The sequence below is a fragment of the Candidatus Auribacterota bacterium genome (assembly GCA_026392035.1).
Classification (GTDB): Bacteria; Auribacterota; Tritonobacteria; order UBA1439; family UBA1439; genus JAPLCX01.
Genome location: JAPLCX010000082.1, coordinates 1 through 18,128 on the forward strand (window position 1 = coordinate 1; position 18,128 = coordinate 18,128).

Consider the following 18,128-nt stretch of genomic DNA (forward strand, 5'->3'; position numbering starts at 1 on the left):
GCCCCATCACCCCCAACCTGTCCCGCTCCTTACGGCTCATCTCCAGTATCCCCTCTCTCATTTCCACCCCCTTGTCGGGGGCTATTATAGGGGACATTTCTACTTTGGCAGATAGGGGACATTATCATTTTGGTATGACATTACGCAAAAGGATGCTTTTCAAATGCGGTTCACGCATATATTATAGTAGGGGTGAAGAGAGGAGAAGCGCGTACATGAGAATTCTATTGGGGGTCATTATCGGTGGCGGATTGGGCTTCCTCGTGGGCTATTTTGGGAGGTGCGCGTCCGGCGCGTGCCCGCTCACCAGCAATCCGTATGTGAGCACGGTGGTCGGTGCGATTCTGGGAGCCCTCATCGCCGGCAGGTTCTGATGTAGGGTGATGTTGAATCCGTGCGTGGCTACGTCCTTTTCACGAAGAAGGTGTCGCTCGGGGAAAAGGAGGGAGACCCCATGAAAAGGCTGTCCGACGAGATAGTCCGCTTTTTCAATAAGCAGCACTACGTGATTGTAACGACCGTCGGCAGTGACGGAAAACCGCACAGTGCATGCAAGGGGGTAGTAAAGATAAGCAGAGCTGGTGAGATTTACCTGCTCGATCTCTACCGGGGGATAACGTCTCGTAATCTCGAAAAAAATCCACGGTTGAGCGTCACGGTGGTGGACGAGCACCGCTTCAAGGGGTATTGCCTGAAGGGGACGGGCCGGATAGTGAAGCTGGAGGAGGTCAGACCGAGTTTATTGAGGGCGTGGGAACGGCGGCTCAGCAGTCGCATCACTCACCGGATTATAAAGAACATACGTGGAGAGAAGGGTCATCCCCGGCATCCCGAAGCGCTCCTCCCCGGGCCCAAGTACCTGATCGCAGTGGAGGTGAGTGAAGTCATCGATCTTACCCCGGCGCACATCGGATGACGATAGATCAAATGGGCGTGAGGCGTGGAGAACACGGGCGGTAGCGCCATTCCATTCCTCAACACGAGACCATGTACACCCTCGGCATCAATGGAAGTCCACGGGCAGGCGGGAACACCGATATCCTGCTCGATGAGGCACTCAGGGGAGCGGCGAGTTGTGGCGCCAGGACGGGAAAGATTGTCCTGAATGCGCTCAGATATGCCCCCTGCCAGGAGTGTGAGAGAATCAGCGACGATGGCAGCTGCGTCATACAGGACGACATGGAGGTCGTCTATGCCGGAATCAGGGAGGCGGACGCGCTCATTCTTGCCTCGCCGATCTTTTTTGGCAGCCTGAGCGCGCAGACCAAGATGATGATAGACCGCTTTCAGTGCGCATGGATCGCACGGGACAGGCTGAAGAGGGAGATATTCAGCAGGCGGAAGACGTGCGCCTTCATCTCGGTGGGCGCGTCGAGCAGGCGTGATTTTTTTGACAACGCAAAGTCGATTGTGAAAAACCTGTGTGCGACCATTAACGCGCGCTACAGTGATGAGCTCTTCTGCCCCGGCAGCGACGATAAAGGGAGTGTGCGCGCTCACCCCGATTGTATGAGGGAGGCGTATGAGGTGGGGCGGCGGCTCGCTTCCGTAAAGGTATAACTCAATTGTTTACCACAGCGCTCGCGGAGACCTGGTTGGCAATTGCAGCTCATTCTCAATGTCCCTGCCTGCCGGCAGGCGGATTCAGTGGTAAAAATTGGTTGCGGCCAACGGCCGCGGGGTGTACTCCGTGGTGAATCATATATTGTGCAGGGGGTGTCATGGGCAATATATTCGGTGCGAGTGAAGTAGTGGAGTTGGCGGTCCAGATAGAGAGGAACGGGAAGGATTTCTACACTGCGCTCGCGGACCGGCTGCCCAATCCGAAAGCCCGGGATGTCTTCACATATCTTGCGGCGCAGGAAGAGAGACACATGGCCGTGTTCCAGGAGATGCGGGGCCACCTCCATAGATACGAGCCCCCTGAATCGTATCCCGGAGAGTACATTTCGTACATGAGAGCGCTCGCCGCCGAACACATATTCACCCAGGGGGGCAAAGGAAAGGAAGTGGCGGGGCGGGTTGCGAGCGAGAGCGAGGCAATGGACCTCGCGATAGGTTTTGAGAATGATTCGATTGTCTTCTATACAGGGATGACAAAGGTCGTCCCTGACCATGACCACCCGGTGATCGAAGCGATCATTGCGGAGGAGCGGAAACACCTGGCGCAGCTGATGGAGATGAAGGAGAAGATCTGAGCGTGGTGCTCCATGCGTTGCGAGAGAACGATCAGTTCAGAGCCAGCCACGGGAGGATGAGATGGCAAAGAGAGTGATAGTCTACAGTACCCCCACCTGTCCCTACTGCATAAGGGTGAAGCAGTTTTTGAAGGAGCACAATGTCGTGTTCGAGGACAACGATGTCTCCGCCGATCGCGCAAAGGCGCAGGAGATGATGCGCACATCGGGCCAGATGGGCGTTCCGGTCCTGGACATCGAGGGTGAGATCATCGTGGGATTCGAAAAGGAAAAAATCAAGAGCGCTCTGGGAATCTGAGAAGGATGGCAGCGCGGGCGCGTGCGGGGGGAGGTGCCCCACGATGGGCAAAATCTCAGTGAAAATTGTCAGGAGGGTGAACAGCAGGGAGCTGGTGCACCTCTACAGGGAGGCGGGGTGGTGGAAGCCCGGGTATCCGGAGCGCGCGTCGTACATAAACTCACTGGTGCGCAATTCATTTTGCTTTGCGGGGGCGTTCCACAAGAAGCGACTGGTGGGGATGGGGAGGAGTCTTTCCGACGGCACAGGCGACGCGTACATACAGGATGTCACGGTCCTGGATGAGTTCAGGGGAAAGGGCGTGGGCAGGAAGATCGTCATCACAATCGTCAACTATTTGAGAAGGCGCGGGATCGACTGGATCGGGCTCATCGCCGGGCCCGGCCTCCAGCGGTTCTACCGTGAGCTCGGTTTCAGGCGAATGAAGGATCATATCCCGATGATATGGAGAGGCGATGAGTGAACTGGATCTGAAGCTGTTCAAGGCGGTGGAGATCGCCGACGGGGCGCGCGTAAAGCCGCTCCTCGCCGCGGCCCAGAAGATGTCGTGCGATTATAGTTTCGCAAACCTCTATTCGTGGGGCGAGATATACGACCTCAGATGGAATCTCCACCGGGAGAGGCTCATGGTGTACAGCGGGAAAGATGATTTTCTATTGATGCCGGTCGGTCCGGCGTTCAGCGTGGGCGAAATGGTTGAGATCTCGGATCGGTTGATCCGGCAGGGCAGGAGCGGGAACTTTGTGCTCGTGGACGCGGAGTATGTGGAGCGAAATGAGTCTCTGCATAATTATTTCACGGCGGAGGTTGACAGGGATAATGCCGATTACGTCTACGCCACTCAGGCGCTCGTCGAGTTGAAGGGGCGGAAGCTGCACAAGAAGAAGAACCTGCTCTCCCAGTTTTTGCGCAATAACCCGGACTATGTGTGCGAGAGAATGAGCGCGCGCCATGCCCGGGAGTGCTTCGTCCTCGCCGAGAAGTGGTGCGAGGTCAAGAACTGCGAGAAGCTCGGCTTCACGCACGAGAGCTCGGCGTTGAAACGCGCCATGGAAAAGTTCAACGAGCTGGAACTCGATGGGCTCATCATCAGAAAGAGCGGGGCCGTGATCGCGTTTTCGATATTCGACAGGCAGAACGGGAATACCGCATCCGTGCACTTTGAGAAATACGACGGTGAGATCAAGGGATCGGCCCAGGCGATAAACTGGGAGACGGCCCGGTATCTCTCGCCAACGTATGAGTATATCAATCGGGAACAGGACCTCGGCATCGAGGGGCTGAGACGCGCCAAGGAATCGTACTGTCCTGCATTCACCGTAAAGACGTACATATTGCGCCGGAAGGCCTGACCCTCTTCCCTGCGAAATACATGGAAAAGCTGCACCCTGTTATCCAAGCGCTGCTCGCTACGTCATTTATGTGGGGAATGACCACCCTGGGCGCGAGCATGGTGTTCATCGCCCGCAACCTGAGCCGGAAGATGCTCGATGGCATGCTCGGGGCCGCTGGCGGCGTCATGATTGCCGCCAGTTTCTGGTCGCTGCTCGCTCCCGCAGTGCAACTTTCAGCAGGAAAGAGCATTCCTGTCTGGTTTCCCCCGCTGACCGGGTTTCTGGCCGGCGGTGTTTTTCTGAGGATCATTGACAGGATACTCCCTCACCTCCCAGCAGGCTTCCCCATTGAAGAGGTTGAGGGGATAAAAACCTCATGGAGGAGGGCGACCCTGCTTGTCCTGGCTATCACGCTGCATAATATCCCCGAGGGGCTTGCGGTGGGGGTCGCCTTCGGTGCGGTGGCAGCAGGGCTATCCTCCGCGTCTCTTCCGGGCGCGATTGCCCTCACCGTAGGCATCGGCATCCAGGATTTTCTCGAGGGGCTCGCGGTGTCGATGCCCCTCAAGCGCGAGGGTGTATCTCACATCAGGAGCTTTTGGTACGGGCTGCTTTCGGGTGCGGTAGAACCGATTGCCGGTGTTGTAGGAGCGGTGCTTGTGGTCACGGCTCTGTTTTTGTTACCCTATGCGCTGGCGTTTGCCGCCGGAGCGATGATCTTTGTCGTGGTGGAAGAGGTGGTGCCGGAATCGCAACTGAGCGGCAACAGAGACATTGCCACGATGGGTGCGATGCTTGGTTTTGCGGCCATGATGGTGCTTGAAATCGCGGTAGGCTGATAGCGGGGGATATTACGATTGCCCCGGCAGGGAGGGCCCACGGGAGGAGACGTGAATAAATATACCTGCGACGTGTGCGGCTATGTGTACGATCCGGCGGCGGGGGACCCCGATAATGGTGTGTCCCCGGGGACGGCGTTCGAAAAGCTGCCCGACAGCTGGGTCTGCCCCGTCTGCGGTGCGGGGAAGGATCAATTCTCTCCAGCGAGCTGAGGAGAGGGGATGCGGTAATATCAGGGCAACGTATCACGTCGATGCGGAGGGGTGTGATCTATCACGCACGCATGAAGGCCATGAAGCCACCCGCTGAGCGAGTGATCCAGGTCATACGGTTGCTCCGCAAAACCTACCCCGAGAGCTGCACCGCGCTGTGGCATTCCACTCCCTTCCAGATATTGATCGCGACAATCCTCTCCGCGCAGTGCACCGACGAGCGGGTGAATAAGATAACCCCTTCTCTTTTCAGGAAGTACAAAGGCCCCGCTGACTTTGCGAAGGCGACGCAGGCGGTGATCGAGGGGGAGATCCGCTCCACTGGTTTCTTCAGGAACAAGGCGCGGAACATAATCGCCGCGTCCCGAAAGATTGTCGAGGAATTTGGAGGGCATGTGCCCGATACCATGGAGGAGCTTGTCACTTTCCCCGGCGTGGCGCGCAAGACGGCGAACATCGTGCTCTCCAGCGGCTATGGAAAATCGGAAGGCATCGCCGTGGACACCCATGTGAAGAGGCTCTCCGGGAGGATCGGCCTGAGCGGAGAGACCGATCCCGATAAAATAGAGCGGGAACTCATGGCGATTGTGCCGAGGAAGGACTGGCTTGACTTCAACTATATTCTGGTCAACCACGGGAGAGCGGTCTGCCAGGCGAGAAAGCCGCTATGCCCCGAGTGTGTGATACGCCACCTCTGCCCCTCGGCCAGAAAGTATTATCCGTTCCTGAAGAAAAGGGGCGCGCTATAGTGGTTCAAGGTCCTTTGAGTTGAGCCCTTCCCCTGGCTTCCCGTCAAGGCGCGAGATTACTCTTCCTCCCTGAAAGACTACAATCGTCGGCACCACATTGATGCCATACTCCTCCCAGAGGGGATTGTCCTGATCATCCAGGATGACGGTAAGGGAATCGAAATCACCGGCGCGGGTCTCTGCACACGACTCAAAGATCGGCCTGAACCTGCGGCAGAACGGACACGTGCTCATGATGAAGAGGGCTGCTGTTTTCCTGTCCCCGGAGAGGTGCTCTTTCAGCGATGGCGGATTTGTGAGCGTGTTCATGCCCACAGTATAACAGCTGTTTCGTGGCGGAGGGAAGGAGTTTTGAGGCATCGAACCAGGTTTTAGCCGCGGATGTGCGCGGATCCCATGGGACGCACACAGCGCAGATTCCGTGTGTTACAGATGACACATATTTTGGAGACGAGGCACGAGAAACCAGTTACCGTGGTGAGTATCCGTGTCCATCTGTGTGAATCCGTGGTTCTCGCTTAAATCTGCTGTTCCCCCTGTTTGACAGCACAGCCTATCCTTACTATAGTTATGCCATGAGCGACAGAGTGGATATCCTCATCATCGGCGGCGGGCCTGCGGGCATCTTCGCGGCGATCACGGCCGCCCGGAGCGCAAAGAAGCCGCCCCGCATCATCATCCTCGAGCACAACTTCATGCTCGGGCGGAAGCTGCTCAAGACCGGCAACGGGCGCTGCAACCTCACGAATCGTGATATCTCACCCGAGCACTACCACGGGCAGAACCGTCATTTCCTCCACGGCCTCTTCGCCCGCTTCACGAACCGCGACCTCCTCGGCTATTTCGAGAATCTCGGGGTGGAGTTCAAGGAGGAGGAAAATGGATGCCTGTTTCCCGTGACCGACCAGGCCTCCACGATTCTCGACGTCCTCAAGGAGGAGATTGAAACGCACGGGATCGGCGCGGCGCTGAACACGAGGGTGGCAAAGATCACTCGGGGCGGGCGCGGCGAGTTCATCGCGCAGTGCGCGGGCGGCAGCACCTTCACCGGCCGGAGGCTCATCATTGCCACGGGTGGTCTGACCTATCCGCAGCTCGGGGCGCTCGGCGATGGCTACGCCTTCGCGAAAAGTTTCGGCCACGAGCTCGTCCCGCCCCTCCCTGCGCTCGTGGCGCTCGAGATCGAAAAGAAGGCGCTCTGCGATCTCCAGGGGGTGAAGGCGACCGTTGGCGCGGCGGCGTTCCAGGGCGGGAAACGGGTCGCCTCCGTGCGGGACGAGATTCTCTTCACCCACTACGGCGTCTCCGGCCCCGCGGTGCTCTACCTGAGCAGCTTCCTTGTGAGAGACCTCCCCGGCACGCAGACCATTCTCGCCGTTAACTTTTTTCCCGCCCTCACACCGGCGCAGGCTGAGGAGAAAGTCGTGACGCTGTGGCGAAAGAACCCGAAGCGCTCACTGGGTAACAGCCTGATCGGCATACTACCGAAGAAGCTCGCCCAAGTGCTCATCCGGAATGTCGCGGGCCTGGATGCCGACGCCGCCACGAATTCGATCACCAGACAGCAGAGGACGCGCCTCGTGAAGGCGCTGACCGGCCTGGAGATATCGGTCAAGGCGCCGCGCAGCTTCACGGACGCACAGGTGACCTCCGGGGGAGTGAGAACTGACGGAATCGATGGCAGGACGATGGAGTCAAGGCTCGTGAAGGGCCTCTACTTCGCGGGCGAGGTGCTGGATGTGAACGGCGACTGCGGAGGCTACAACCTCCAGTTCGCCTTCTCCTCGGGCCATCTGGCCGGCCTGTCGGCAGTCCGTCATACGTGATCCCGAAATCAATCTGCGGGGCATGACGAATATCCCAGTGCGTTGACACTTATTGATGCAGTAAGGATATCTTTTAAAACGGTGAAGGATGGACAGCGCAGAATATGCCCTGCGTGGTTTGAATCTACTGACACTGTGAGACCATGCAACAAGAAATGTGGCCTCTTCAGAATTAGCCTCAACCGAATATAACGCCAAGGAGTGCTCCCCGGTACATTACCAAACTGTAATTTTGCAGTAATCTTGCGGTTAAGAGAATATTTTAAAATTGCACATAGAAAAGATATGAGGCATATAGTTTTTAAGGGATGAGAATATGTGTGCGTTCTGTAATCCGTTGAACAAGAAAATAACTGTCTGTTTAATATTTGCAACATGGTTCTTATTGTTTTCCGTGGTCTTCTTCGAGCAACTTGGCTGGACTCATGACAATTCTGATTCTGACGAGGAAGCTCTCGCAGCTTTTATTAAGATGCTTTATGCCTGCGAGAAGATTGATAAGAATGTAAAACTTTCCTCCCATGTAAAATTCCACCCTCATGCCGCAAAAATTTATGCCCGCGATAGTGTGCAGTTACCGCAATCACAGCATCCTTATTTTATTAGTTCAGCCTTTCTAAATATCGCTGGTTATGCCAACCACTCATTCCTTCAGGTCTCCCCTGTTTTACGTATCTAATATTCTCCTCCGATAGTGATCACGTAGGTTTTTCCCCATCCTTCGTGTAATTCTGTGTCCGGCTCATTTTGCTCTTGATGAAGGGGGCATCACAACACTACGTCACCGCCATAGCTTCACCTTAGAACTTGAGAGGCCACACCGGGATGAAAAAGCACACGATGTCCAACGGCGAAAAACAAGAAGTCGATGACTCCGCCCACCACCGACGAGTCTCTCGCCGGCGCATCATCTTCTTCTCATTTCTCCTCTGCTGCGGCGCCTTCGCCATTCGATGGGCCATTCTCTCGGGCCTCCACGGTGTCGTCGGCCCTGATAGCCATTCCTATATGAAGGCCTGCCGTTACGGCGTTCTCCGCCACCTTTTTTACATGGTCAGGCCTCGCGGATACCCTCTGCTCATCAGCGCGTTCGGGTGCAATACAACGCTCATCGTCCTCTTCCAGCGAGCGCTCTCGGGCATCACCTGGCTCTGTGTTTCCGTGGCATTCGCCCGTCGGCTCCACAGGCCGCTTTTCAGGTGGCTCGCCCCTGTCTCCCTCTTTGCTTTAGGGTGCACGTTCTGCGTTATATTCTGGGATATCAATGTAATGACCGAGAGCGTCTCCCTCTCCACCTTGCTCATCCTGATTACAATTCTGCTATGCCGGGACGGCACACGACGGAACCTTTGTGGGGTGCGTGCCCTCGCCCTTATCTCTTTCTATTTCTCGATGTTGCGGGTGACAAACATCTGCTTTCTCCCGGCCCTTGCCCTTTATCTCTTTGCGCTGGAACTTCGCCCGCCCCGCGGCCGCCAAGAAAACCTCAAGCGCCGCGCAATGAGAATCTTCCTGATTTGCCTTGTGCCGGCGAGTTTCCTTTTCTTCCTCTACGAGACGAAACAGTCACATCGAGGTGAGGATAATCTGATAAATGCTCTCAACATGCGGGTGTTTCTCCGGGAAGACGAAGCCGGGAAGCAGGTTTTCGATGAAGAAAATTTTAACTATTTTGTCGAGCATTATGCCATGCCCGATGCAGAAGTAAAAAAGTACGTAGACCATGCCGCCTGGCAGCATACCGCAAGGCATACCCCCCGCTACGATGCATGGGTAGCCGAACGGGGGTACGCTGCATATCTCGCTTTCCTGAGAACGCACCCGGGCTGGGTCCTCAGGCAGTTCCGCCACATAGGGAGATACTACGCCATGAACTACGAGTGGCTCCCCCGAGATTATCATTTCGGGGTGAACGGCGCTGAAGGAACAGGCCTGACGATGAGCCGTCGGTTACAATCGCTCTTTTTCAATACGCTCGGGATGCTGGTTTATCCCGACTATGCGTTTCTTATACTCCCCCTCATACTGATTGCCTTGGTGATATGGTGGCTGCATCTCCAGAGGCGAGGCGTAACGCCGCCTCCGTCCACAGAAGCAGTCGCTACGCTCTGTATCCTCTTTTATTTAGCCGCTGTCATAACCCCTCTGGCGTGGTTTGGTGACGCTGATAACCCGCGACGCCACATGGTCACGGGCATCGTCTCGTATTATCTGGGGGCGGTCATGCTGTTATGGCTCCTCGTGGACCTGTTGGTTGAGCGCCGAAGCCGTCGCCCATCACCTCTCCTCCCACAAGGCTGAGAGGTAACAGGAAGGGGTAAAGCCATACCCGTGGAGCTCTCACCTTCTCCTTTAAGCTCAATCCCTGTGGTAATGGCGGGGCGCTTTTAACTGCGCCGGGAGACCCGCCTCGGCACGCTCCGCTCCGGCGAATACCGGAGAAGTCACCCCTCGCCCCCCGACACATTTTTTCAGAAAAAGAGTATTGACGGGAAGGGGTATTCAGGTATAATAGTACCAGATTATTAATATAGGCGGAGGGGTCATGGCGAAATTAATAAAGGTATCCGAGGCGGCGGCGCTGGCCTTGCACGCGATGGTGCTCATGGCGGCGGATCGGCGGAAGCCGCTCTCCACGCACGATGCAGCCGCACGGCTCAAGGTCTCAGAGGCGCACCTCTCGAAGGTCTTCCAGCGCCTCACCAAGGACGGCCTTGTCCGATCGTTCCGTGGTCCCCAGGGAGGTTTTGTTCTGGGGAGGAGCCCCGACGATCTTTCCCTCCTCGATGTGTATGAGTCTATCGAAGGGAAGTGCGAGGAGAGCAATTGTCTTTTCGATGTTCCCGCCTGCGACGGGAAAAAATGCATCCTCGGCGGGATCATGAAAAAGGTGGACGGGCAATTGAGGAGATACCTCGCCCGGGCAAAGCTCGCTGCCCTGGCGGGGAAATACAAGGGGCGGTCCGGAATATAGCAGACGGAGGGTTCTGCCATCTGTTTCAGCAGTGGGAGAGAAAGATGAGCACATTGAAATGCCCGGGGGCGGAGAAGATTCGGGCATCCTTCCCCGATGAGGTCCCCTGCGCCTGCGGCATGAAGGTGGAGATGTGGCCGGATGACGCCGAGGTGCGCTGCCCGGGATGCGGCGGCAGCGTGGGGAGGGAAGCTCCGCCAGCGTGCATCGAGTGGTGCACTGCGGCGAGGGAGTGCGTGGGGGAGTCTCTCTACGAGCGCTACACAAAGGCGAGGAAGTTCAACAAGTAGACTTCCCTATATATTTAAGAAAAGGAGAATAGGTTATGAGTATGTTTTGCTATCAGTGCGAGCAGACAGCGAAGGGGACCGGATGCACCGTGCAGGGCGTGTGCGGGAAGGATCCGGAGACGGCGGCGCTCCAGGACCTCCTGGTGCACGCGGTCAAGGGGATTGGATGGTATGCCGATCTCGCATCCCGGAAGGGTGTCCACGACAGCGCGGTGGATGTCTTCGTCGTGAGGGCGCTCTTTACCACGATCACCAATGTGGATTTTGATCCCGCGCGGATCGTGGGGCTCATCCGTGAGGCAGCGGTCCTCAAATCGAAAGCTCGCGAGCTCGCTCATAAATCAGGCGCCCGGATTCCCGGGAACATCCCTGAAGCGGCGCGATGGGAGCCGGCGGGAAATCGCGAGGGGCTCCTCGATCAGGCGTTGAAAGTCGGCCTCATGGCCGGCCCGAAGAAGAACGAGGATGTCCGATCGCTCGAGCACCTTCTCCTCTTCGGCATGAAGGGCGTATCCGCCTACGCGGACCACGCGCATATCCTCGGCAAGGATTCGCCGGAGATCTACGCCTTCCTGCACAGAGCCCTTGCGGGCCTCGCCGAGGGGAATCTCGGCGCTGACGCGCTCGTCGAGCTCAACATGGAGTGCGGGAAGATCAACATCGCGACAACGGAGCTCCTCTCGCAGGGGCACCGCGAGAGATTCGGGATTCCCGAACCCTCACCCGTGTTCCTCGGGACGAAGAAGGGCCCCGCCATCATCGTGAGCGGCCACGATATGCTCGATCTGAAGGAGCTGCTCGAGCAGACCGAGGGGACGGGGGTGAACGTCTACACGCACGGCGAGATGCTCCCCGCCCACAGTTATCCGGAATTGAAGAAACACAAACACCTCGTCGGAAATTTCGGGACCGCGTGGCAGAACCAGCAGAAGGAGTTCGCGAGCGCGCCCGCCGCGATCCTGATGACCACCAACTGCATCCAGAGGCCGGCGAATTCCTATAAGGACCGCATCTTCACCACGGGCCTCGTTGCCTGGCCTGGCGTCACGCACATTCCGGACCGGGCGAACGGAAAGCAAAAAGACTTTTCGTCTGTCATCGCGAAAGCGAAGGAGCTCGGAGGGCTGGCTGAGAAGCCGGGAAAGACCATCACGGTCGGATTCGGTCACGAGGCAGTCCTGGGCGTGGCAGAGAAGGTCGTCGCGGCGGTGAAATCCGGCGCCATCAGGCACTTCTTCCTCATCGGCGGCTGCGATGGGGCCAAGCCGGGTCGCAATTACTACGCGAGGTTCGCAGAACTCGTGCCGAAGGACTGCATGATCCTCACGCTCGCCTGCGGGAAGTACCGCTTCAACACACTGGACGCAGGGGATATCGGCGGCATACCGAGGCTCCTCGATGTCGGCCAGTGCAACGACGCCTATTCGGCGATCCGTATCGCCCAGGCGCTGGCGGGGGCGTTCGGGTGCGGCGTCAACGACCTGCCGCTCACGTTCATCCTCTCCTGGTACGAGCAGAAGGCGGTCGCGATCCTGCTGTCGCTCCTCTCAATGGGCATCAGGGGCATGCGCCTCGGCCCCTCGCTGCCGGCATTCATTACGCCTGGGATCCTCAAGGCGCTCGTGGACAGGTTCGGCATCAAGCCGATAGGCACCGCGGAGGAGGACCTGAAGGACAGTTTAAGGTTGAAAGTTTAAGGCGCAAGGAAGAAGATAGTGTGAGGGAATTACGGAGGGGGATTATCATGGCGCGGCAACCGGGTGACTTTACGGCGGTGAAAGTATCCGAACGGGTATACTGGGTAGGGGCGATTGATTGGGCCGTCCGCGATTTTCACGGCTACTCGACAGACCGGGGGACGACCTATAACGCCTATCTCATCATGGGCGAAAAAAATATACTGGTTGACACGGTCAAGGCCCCCTTCAGGGAAGAGATGTTCGCCCGCATCGCCTCCGTCATCGACCCGCAGAGAATTGACTACCTCATCTCGAACCATTCGGAGATGGACCACTCGGGCTGCCTCCCTGAAGTCATCCAGAGATTGAAGACTGAGAAGGTGTTTGCCTCCGCCATGGGTGTCAGAGCGCTGGCCGGTCATTTTCATCACGACTATGAAGTGCAGGCGGTGAAGGACGGGGAGCACATGGCGCTTGGAAATGTCAATCTCGTCTTCGCGGAGACCCGGATGCTCCACTGGCCTGACAGCATGGTCACCTATCTTCCCGATGAGGCGCTGCTCTTCTCGCAGGACGCCTTCGGAATGCACCTTGCCTCGAGCGAGCGATTCGATGATGAGCTGCCAGGGGAGTTGCTGGCGCACGAGGCAGCCAAATACTACGCCAACATACTCATGCCGTTCGCCGGCCTTGTCTCGAAGCTCCCGGAGAAGCTGGAGCGCAACGGGGTCGCGCCGAAAATAGTCGCCCCCGACCACGGCCCTATATGGCGAAAGGGGGTGGCGACAATTATGGAATGCTATGCGAAGTGGGCGGCACGGACGCCATCGCGGAAGGCAGTTCTCGTGTATGATACGATGTGGGGGAGTACCCATCGGCTGGCGCGGGCGATCGCCGAGGGGCTCGCCGCGGACGGCGTCAGCGTGAAGCTCCTGCCGCTCGGATCGAGCCACCGGAGCGATGCCGCGACAGAACTGCTCGACGCCGGCGCCCTCATCGTGGGATCGCCCACGATCAACAACGGCATCTTCCCGACGGTGGCTGACGCAATGAGCTACCTCAAGGGATTGAAACCGTCAAACCTCCTCGGGGCTGCCTTTGGTTCGTACGGGTGGAGCGGGGAGTCGGTGAAGGAGCTCAACGAAATGCTCCGCGCGATGAAAATCGAACTGGTGAGCGAGGGTGTCAGCGTCAGGTATGTGCCAGGCCCTGATGCGCTTGCGCAGTGCGCGTCCCTGGGAGCGACTGTCGCGCAACGGCTCGCGACATTGTGCAGCGGCGGGTAGTTGAGAGGTGACGCTCATGATGCTCTATCAATTCGTCAAACCACTCGGGATTGCGACATACTCGGCCCTCTGGATCACCTTTCTCCTGGGGCTATTCAAATTCAAGTTCCAGGTGAGGTGGATAGATATGAAGTGGCACTATGCGTGTGCCATCATCACGGTCATACTGGCCACTCTGCATGTGATCGTGATAGAAACCGCAGAATATCTTTAATTTGGAGTGTAGGGGCTCGATTTATCGAGCCCGATCTGATGGGCTGGCCGGATTTATATGGCCCTGCAGCGATTATTTTTGAGAAAGGAGGATACCATATGAAAGGACTATCCGTGACACTCGCACTGGCGGTAGCCATGGTGGCTATCGCCGGGTGGGCGCCGGGCCAGGAGGCCGAGCAGAAGAGTGTGCCTGGCTCGGAGAAGGGAGCGGCGTCGGCCCCCGTGCCGGCGGTGAAGGAGATGCAGGGTACCACCTGCCCTGTCCTCGCCGGTCCCATTGACAAGAAGTATAATTACACCTACAGGGGGACCATCTATTATTTCTGTTGCCCGATGTGCGTGGAGAAATTCAAGGCCGATCCGGAGAAGTATGCTGGGAAGGCATTGCCCAAGAAGTGACATATCTCCCTCGGTCTAAAGGTTCCTGCCTCGGGTTATGACTTGGGAGGTGATTCATGCGGAAGTTATCCTTGGTATATGTCTTGCTCGCCATGATCATAGCGGCAACCGGGTGCGCGAGCCCTGGAGCGAAAACAGGCACGGCGATGCCCTACTGCCCGAAGTGCAAAGTGCGGGTCGCGAGGCACAGGTTCTTGAGGGCGAGCAGCAGGGAGGGGCACACACATGTGAGGTACCTCTGCCCGTCGTGCGGCAAGGAGTGGAGTGCCGCTCCTGATGGAACTGTACGAGACACGCTGGTCTGCCCAAAGTGCGGCTGTGCGCTCAAAGAGTGCCCCGCGTGCTGCAAGACGTTCAAAAAATGAAGGCCAATGACGCACGATTACGCTGACCATCGCCACGCACATTCCCACCGCCGTTTCCTTTTGAAGAGGATGCAGGGGCGCAGCCGCCTCGCCACCTGCGTGGCGATCACCGCCGTGACCATGGTCGTGGAATTCGTCGCCGGAATCCTCACCGGCAGCCTCGCGCTGATCAGCGATGCGGGCCACATGTTGACGCACGGCTTCTCGCTCATCATCAGCTACTTTGCCATCACCCTCGCGCAACGGCCGGCGACGGAGCGAAGGACCTTCGGCCTCTACCGGGCCGAGATCCTCGCGGCCCTCCTCAATGGCGCGACCCTCCTCGTCATTACGGGCTTCATCGTCTGGTACGCGGTGCAGCGGATCTGCCACCCCGTCCCGATCTCGGCGGGCTGGATGCTGGTGGTCGCCGTTATCGGCCTCGTGGTGAATATCATCACGGCCTTCATCCTGAAGGAATCCGCCGGCGAAGACCTTAATATCAAGAGCGCATTTCTGCACATGCTCGGCGACCTCGTCTCATCGGTCATCGTGGTGGGGGGGGCGCTCGTGATTCTGTGGACCGGGTGGTATCCGATAGACCCGATCCTCAGCATGGTCGTCTGCGCATTCATTCTCGTGTGGGCCTATACCCTGATCAGGGAATCAGTGGAGATCCTCCTCCAGGCGACTCCGCGAGACGTGGATATCGCGAAGATCAGAGCGCGGCTGTCCCGCGTGGGCGGCGTGCAGCTCGTCCATGATATCCACGTCTGGGCAATCACCTCCGGCCTCTATTCAATGAGCGCCCATGTCCAGGTTGACGACATGGAGATCAGCCGATCCAACATCATCCTCGATGAGATAGGCGAGATTCTCAAGAAGGAGTTCCATATCATCCACTACACCGTACAGTTTGAATGCGGGGAGTGCAGGCGCCACCCCGTGAGCCATTGAAACAGTTGCCGGACATCTCACTGATCAAAAAAGGAGCTGCGCATCGAGAAGATCGCTATTTCAATCTCAGGTATTCACTGCGCGTCGTGCGTGGGCAGAATAGAGAATGCCCTCGCGGCTGTTCCTGGCGTGAGGCGTGCGAGCATCAATTTTGTCACGCGAAAAGCCAGTGTCGAGTATGATCCTCAGAGGGTAAGTCCCTCCGTTCTCGAACAGACCATAGAGAAAATCGGCTACGGGGTTATCAAAACGGCTGGGGAAGACCTCGAGGACCTCGAACGCGAGGAGCGGTCGCAGGAAGAGGAGGTAAAGGACCTCGGGATACGGCTCTCCCTGGTGCTGGCTCTCGTGGTTCCTCTAGTCTACATCTCGATGGGGCCGATGCTCGGACTCGCGCTCCCCGCTTTTTTGCTTCGCCATACCGCGCTTTTCCAGTTCGTCCTCACGGTGCCGATCGTCGCCGCCGGATATCAGTTTTATACTAGAGGGTTTCTCGCTGTGTTCAGGAGACAGGGCGCCACCATGGACACGCTGGTCGCCCTGGGGACGGGGACGGCGTTTCTCTACAGTGTGGCGGCCTCCTGCGTCGTCTGGTTTTCCGGAGCCGGTCATGAGAAGCTCCACCTCTACTACGAAGTCGCCGGCGTCCTCATCACATTCATTCTCCTCGGAAGATGGCTCGAGGCGTTGAGCAGAAGCAAAACCTCTGCCGCACTCAGGGAGCTCATCGGAATCCAGGCCACCACGGCCGTCGTGCTCCGTGACGGACGGGAGATCGAGGTCCCCATGGATCAGGTGGCCCCCGGCGATATCGTGGTAGTAAAGCCGGGAGGAAAGATACCGGTGGATGGCCGCGTGATCGAGGGGGCGTCGAGCGTTGACGAGTCAATGGTGACGGGCGAATACATGCCGGTTGAGAAAAGGCCGGGGGACGAGGTGATCGGCGCGACGATCAACAGGACGGGATCATTTAAATTCGAGGCGACCCGGACGGGGAAGGATACCTTTCTCGCTCAGATCATCATGCTGGTGCGGGACGCGCAGGGTTCCAGAGCGCCGATCCAGGACCTTGCCGACAGGGTGTCGTCATATTTCGTCCCCGTCGTGCTGATCATCGCGTTGCTGGCCGCATCCCTGTGGCTTCTCTCTGGAATGGGCCTGTTCTTTGCCCTTAACATATTCATTGCCGTCCTGATTGTCGCGTGCCCCTGCGCCCTCGGACTCGCCACGCCGACCGTGGTCATGGTGGGGACCGGCATTGCCGCGAGGAAGGGGATACTGATCAAGAGCGCGCATGCTCTCGAGATGGCTCATCGCGTGGACACGGTGGTCTTCGACAAAACGGGAACACTCACCAGAGGTGAACCCGCCCTCACGGATGTGGTGGGGCTCGCGGGGCGTGATGAACATGAAGTGCTGCGGCTCGCCGCGATTGCGGAGAAGAACTCGGAGCATCCTCTCGGCATCGCGATCGTCGCCGGTGCGAGGCGGCGGGGAATGGAGATCCCCGATCCACAACAATTCAACTCGATCAGCGGCAGGGGAGTCGAGGCGACGCACGGCTCGAAAAAAATATTCATCGGCAACAGGGCGTTGGCGCGTGAGCGAGGGATCGACCTTTCCAACGTGGAGGAGAGGCTCCAGGCGCTGGAGGCAGCAGGTAAAACCACAATGGTTCTCTGCGATGGGATGGTCCCCATCGGGATCGTCGCCGTGGCCGACACCATGAAGGAGCACTCCGGCGAAACCGTGGCCAGTCTTGTCGCGATGGGGAAGGAAGTCGTCATGATCACGGGCGATAACAGGAGAACAGCCGAGGCAGTTGCGCGAGAGCTTGGGATAGCGCGTGTCCTCACGGAGATCCTCCCTGAGGGTAAGGCAGCCGAAATCAGGAAGCTCCAGGAAAGGGGCGCCGTGGTTGCCATGGTCGGCGACGGAATCAATGACGCCCCCGCGCTGGCAGTTGCCGATGTCGGCATCGCCATCGGCTCCGGCACTGACATTGCGATGGAGACCGGGGATATCGTCCTGGTCAGGGATGACCTGAGAGATGTCATCGCTGCGATGAATTTGAGTCGGAACGTGATGAGCAAGATCACACAGAATCTCTTCTGGGCATTTTTCTACAACGTGGTTACTATTCCCCTTGCAGCGGGCGTCCTCTATCCGTTCACCGGATTCCTTCTGAATCCGATGATCGCGGGGGCGGCCATGTCGCTCAGCTCGGTTTCCGTGGTCGCCAATTCGCTCCTCATGAGGCGATGCACAACTGCTTGAGTGGTAGGTGTTCCCCAGCTATCACTGTGGGTAATCCCTCAGTTACGGTGGGGCTAAATAGAATACTCCACAACGTAGAGCACCCTTAAGGGTGCTCTACACCCCGTGACTGATAATCATACAAAGGCGAAAAGAACAAGTGTACAATCTCTGTGCAAGGTGGCTCGGCGACGGCGAGCCGGAAAGGAGGCTGCGATGGCCTTGTACGGTGGATTGGATCTGCACGGTGACAACGTGTATGTGGGTCTG

At 57.8% G+C, this 18,128-nt stretch carries 23 protein-coding genes; 22 read left to right on the plus strand and 1 reads right to left on the minus strand.

Annotation, left to right across the window (positions count from 1 at the left end; genetic code table 11):
• Window positions 1-215: 215 nt before the first annotated feature.
• The 10 genes from NTX71_08545 to nth all read left to right on the plus strand — a co-directional run bounded on the left by NTX71_08545 (window position 216) and on the right by nth (window position 5,631).
• Complete coding sequence (locus NTX71_08545) at window positions 216-374, plus strand: DUF6132 family protein (protein ID MCX6339953.1); 159 nt, start codon at window positions 216-218, stop codon at window positions 372-374.
• Between the two features lie 20 nt (window positions 375-394).
• Window positions 395-916 (plus strand): pyridoxamine 5'-phosphate oxidase family protein, encoded by a 522-nt coding sequence (locus NTX71_08550; GenBank protein ID MCX6339954.1) that lies wholly within the window; start codon window positions 395-397, stop codon window positions 914-916.
• A gap of 71 nt (window positions 917-987) precedes the next feature.
• Window positions 988-1,560: a flavodoxin family protein gene (locus NTX71_08555; protein ID MCX6339955.1), complete on the plus strand. Its 573-nt coding sequence runs from the start codon at window positions 988-990 to the stop codon at window positions 1,558-1,560.
• 161 nt (window positions 1,561-1,721) lie between these two features.
• Entirely contained in the window at window positions 1,722-2,198 is a 477-nt protein-coding gene (locus NTX71_08560) for a ferritin family protein (protein ID MCX6339956.1), read from the plus strand.
• Window positions 2,199-2,259: 61 nt separating this feature from the next.
• Window positions 2,260-2,496 (plus strand): glutathione S-transferase N-terminal domain-containing protein, encoded by a 237-nt coding sequence (locus NTX71_08565; protein ID MCX6339957.1) that lies wholly within the window; start codon window positions 2,260-2,262, stop codon window positions 2,494-2,496.
• A gap of 43 nt (window positions 2,497-2,539) precedes the next feature.
• Complete coding sequence (locus tag NTX71_08570; GenBank protein ID MCX6339958.1) at window positions 2,540-2,959, plus strand: GNAT family N-acetyltransferase; 420 nt, start codon at window positions 2,540-2,542, stop codon at window positions 2,957-2,959.
• A complete protein-coding gene (locus NTX71_08575) occupies window positions 2,952-3,848 on the plus strand; it encodes a phosphatidylglycerol lysyltransferase domain-containing protein (protein MCX6339959.1) in 897 nt (298 codons plus the stop codon). The genes NTX71_08570 and NTX71_08575 overlap by 8 nt, the downstream gene beginning before the upstream one ends.
• A gap of 20 nt (window positions 3,849-3,868) precedes the next feature.
• Window positions 3,869-4,669 carry a ZIP family metal transporter gene (locus NTX71_08580; GenBank protein MCX6339960.1) on the plus strand — a complete coding sequence of 267 codons (801 nt, stop codon included), beginning with the start codon at window positions 3,869-3,871 and terminating at the stop codon, window positions 4,667-4,669.
• Window positions 4,670-4,720: 51 nt separating this feature from the next.
• A complete protein-coding gene (locus NTX71_08585) occupies window positions 4,721-4,882 on the plus strand; it encodes a rubredoxin (GenBank protein ID MCX6339961.1) in 162 nt (53 codons plus the stop codon).
• A 71-nt stretch (window positions 4,883-4,953) separates the two neighbouring features.
• Window positions 4,954-5,631, plus strand: a complete 678-nt coding sequence (nth, locus tag NTX71_08590) for an endonuclease III (protein ID MCX6339962.1) — start codon at window positions 4,954-4,956, stop codon at window positions 5,629-5,631.
• Here the strand turns inward: nth and NTX71_08595 are convergent.
• Window positions 5,626-5,940 (minus strand): thioredoxin family protein, encoded by a 315-nt coding sequence (locus NTX71_08595; protein MCX6339963.1) that lies wholly within the window; start codon window positions 5,938-5,940, stop codon window positions 5,626-5,628. The two genes, nth and NTX71_08595, sit on opposite strands and share 6 nt — an antisense overlap.
• A gap of 266 nt (window positions 5,941-6,206) precedes the next feature.
• Here NTX71_08595 and NTX71_08600 point away from each other — a divergent pair, with 266 nt between their 5' ends.
• The 12 genes from NTX71_08600 to NTX71_08655 all read left to right on the plus strand — a co-directional run bounded on the left by NTX71_08600 (window position 6,207) and on the right by NTX71_08655 (window position 17,879).
• Window positions 6,207-7,457, plus strand: coding sequence for an NAD(P)/FAD-dependent oxidoreductase (locus NTX71_08600; protein ID MCX6339964.1), 1,251 nt, complete (start codon window positions 6,207-6,209; stop codon window positions 7,455-7,457).
• A gap of 316 nt (window positions 7,458-7,773) precedes the next feature.
• On the plus strand, window positions 7,774-8,136 hold the full coding sequence (locus NTX71_08605) for a hypothetical protein (protein MCX6339965.1): 363 nt from the start codon (window positions 7,774-7,776) through the stop codon (window positions 8,134-8,136).
• Window positions 8,137-8,282: 146 nt separating this feature from the next.
• A complete protein-coding gene (locus tag NTX71_08610) occupies window positions 8,283-9,758 on the plus strand; it encodes a hypothetical protein (protein ID MCX6339966.1) in 1,476 nt (491 codons plus the stop codon).
• Between the two features lie 244 nt (window positions 9,759-10,002).
• A complete protein-coding gene (locus NTX71_08615; GenBank protein MCX6339967.1) occupies window positions 10,003-10,431 on the plus strand; it encodes an Rrf2 family transcriptional regulator in 429 nt (142 codons plus the stop codon).
• A gap of 44 nt (window positions 10,432-10,475) precedes the next feature.
• The gene (locus NTX71_08620; protein ID MCX6339968.1) at window positions 10,476-10,721 is read left to right on the plus strand and encodes a phosphohydrolase; all 246 of its coding nucleotides are present in this window, start codon (window positions 10,476-10,478) and stop codon (window positions 10,719-10,721) included.
• A 41-nt stretch (window positions 10,722-10,762) separates the two neighbouring features.
• Window positions 10,763-12,418 carry a hydroxylamine reductase gene (hcp, locus tag NTX71_08625; GenBank protein ID MCX6339969.1) on the plus strand — a complete coding sequence of 552 codons (1,656 nt, stop codon included), beginning with the start codon at window positions 10,763-10,765 and terminating at the stop codon, window positions 12,416-12,418.
• Between the two features lie 47 nt (window positions 12,419-12,465).
• Window positions 12,466-13,686, plus strand: a complete 1,221-nt coding sequence (locus NTX71_08630) for a flavodoxin domain-containing protein (protein ID MCX6339970.1) — start codon at window positions 12,466-12,468, stop codon at window positions 13,684-13,686.
• Window positions 13,687-13,702: 16 nt separating this feature from the next.
• Window positions 13,703-13,900, plus strand: coding sequence for a hypothetical protein (locus tag NTX71_08635; GenBank protein ID MCX6339971.1), 198 nt, complete (start codon window positions 13,703-13,705; stop codon window positions 13,898-13,900).
• 98 nt (window positions 13,901-13,998) lie between these two features.
• Window positions 13,999-14,301, plus strand: a complete 303-nt coding sequence (locus NTX71_08640; protein ID MCX6339972.1) for a YHS domain-containing protein — start codon at window positions 13,999-14,001, stop codon at window positions 14,299-14,301.
• 56 nt (window positions 14,302-14,357) lie between these two features.
• Window positions 14,358-14,666: a hypothetical protein gene (locus NTX71_08645; protein MCX6339973.1), complete on the plus strand. Its 309-nt coding sequence runs from the start codon at window positions 14,358-14,360 to the stop codon at window positions 14,664-14,666.
• 6 nt (window positions 14,667-14,672) lie between these two features.
• Window positions 14,673-15,602 (plus strand): cation diffusion facilitator family transporter, encoded by a 930-nt coding sequence (locus tag NTX71_08650; GenBank protein MCX6339974.1) that lies wholly within the window; start codon window positions 14,673-14,675, stop codon window positions 15,600-15,602.
• A 63-nt stretch (window positions 15,603-15,665) separates the two neighbouring features.
• On the plus strand, window positions 15,666-17,879 hold the full coding sequence (locus NTX71_08655; protein MCX6339975.1) for a heavy metal translocating P-type ATPase: 2,214 nt from the start codon (window positions 15,666-15,668) through the stop codon (window positions 17,877-17,879).
• Window positions 17,880-18,128: the final 249 nt, after the last annotated feature.

Excerpts from the sequence above, each read along its gene's own strand:
- NTX71_08545 (MCX6339953.1), top strand. The coding sequence starts at position 216 with ATGAGAATTCTATTGGGGGTCATTATCGGTGGCGGATTGGGCTTCCTC.
- NTX71_08555 (MCX6339955.1), top strand. The coding sequence starts at position 988 with ATGTACACCCTCGGCATCAATGGAAGTCCACGGGCAGGCGGGAACACC.
- NTX71_08560 (MCX6339956.1), top strand. The coding sequence starts at position 1,722 with ATGGGCAATATATTCGGTGCGAGTGAAGTAGTGGAGTTGGCGGTCCAG.
- NTX71_08565 (MCX6339957.1), top strand. The coding sequence starts at position 2,260 with ATGGCAAAGAGAGTGATAGTCTACAGTACCCCCACCTGTCCCTACTGC.
- NTX71_08570 (MCX6339958.1), top strand. The coding sequence starts at position 2,540 with ATGGGCAAAATCTCAGTGAAAATTGTCAGGAGGGTGAACAGCAGGGAG.
- NTX71_08575 (MCX6339959.1), top strand. The coding sequence starts at position 2,952 with ATGAGTGAACTGGATCTGAAGCTGTTCAAGGCGGTGGAGATCGCCGAC.
- NTX71_08580 (MCX6339960.1), top strand. The coding sequence starts at position 3,869 with ATGGAAAAGCTGCACCCTGTTATCCAAGCGCTGCTCGCTACGTCATTT.
- nth (MCX6339962.1), top strand. The coding sequence starts at position 4,954 with ATGAAGGCCATGAAGCCACCCGCTGAGCGAGTGATCCAGGTCATACGG.
- NTX71_08595 (MCX6339963.1), bottom strand. The coding sequence starts at position 5,940 with ATGAACACGCTCACAAATCCGCCATCGCTGAAAGAGCACCTCTCCGGG.
- NTX71_08600 (MCX6339964.1), top strand. The coding sequence starts at position 6,207 with ATGAGCGACAGAGTGGATATCCTCATCATCGGCGGCGGGCCTGCGGGC.
- NTX71_08605 (MCX6339965.1), top strand. The coding sequence starts at position 7,774 with ATGTGTGCGTTCTGTAATCCGTTGAACAAGAAAATAACTGTCTGTTTA.
- NTX71_08610 (MCX6339966.1), top strand. The coding sequence starts at position 8,283 with ATGAAAAAGCACACGATGTCCAACGGCGAAAAACAAGAAGTCGATGAC.
- NTX71_08615 (MCX6339967.1), top strand. The coding sequence starts at position 10,003 with ATGGCGAAATTAATAAAGGTATCCGAGGCGGCGGCGCTGGCCTTGCAC.
- NTX71_08620 (MCX6339968.1), top strand. The coding sequence starts at position 10,476 with ATGAGCACATTGAAATGCCCGGGGGCGGAGAAGATTCGGGCATCCTTC.
- hcp (MCX6339969.1), top strand. The coding sequence starts at position 10,763 with ATGTTTTGCTATCAGTGCGAGCAGACAGCGAAGGGGACCGGATGCACC.
- NTX71_08630 (MCX6339970.1), top strand. The coding sequence starts at position 12,466 with ATGGCGCGGCAACCGGGTGACTTTACGGCGGTGAAAGTATCCGAACGG.
- NTX71_08635 (MCX6339971.1), top strand. The coding sequence starts at position 13,703 with ATGATGCTCTATCAATTCGTCAAACCACTCGGGATTGCGACATACTCG.
- NTX71_08640 (MCX6339972.1), top strand. The coding sequence starts at position 13,999 with ATGAAAGGACTATCCGTGACACTCGCACTGGCGGTAGCCATGGTGGCT.
- NTX71_08645 (MCX6339973.1), top strand. The coding sequence starts at position 14,358 with ATGCGGAAGTTATCCTTGGTATATGTCTTGCTCGCCATGATCATAGCG.
- NTX71_08650 (MCX6339974.1), top strand. The coding sequence starts at position 14,673 with ATGACGCACGATTACGCTGACCATCGCCACGCACATTCCCACCGCCGT.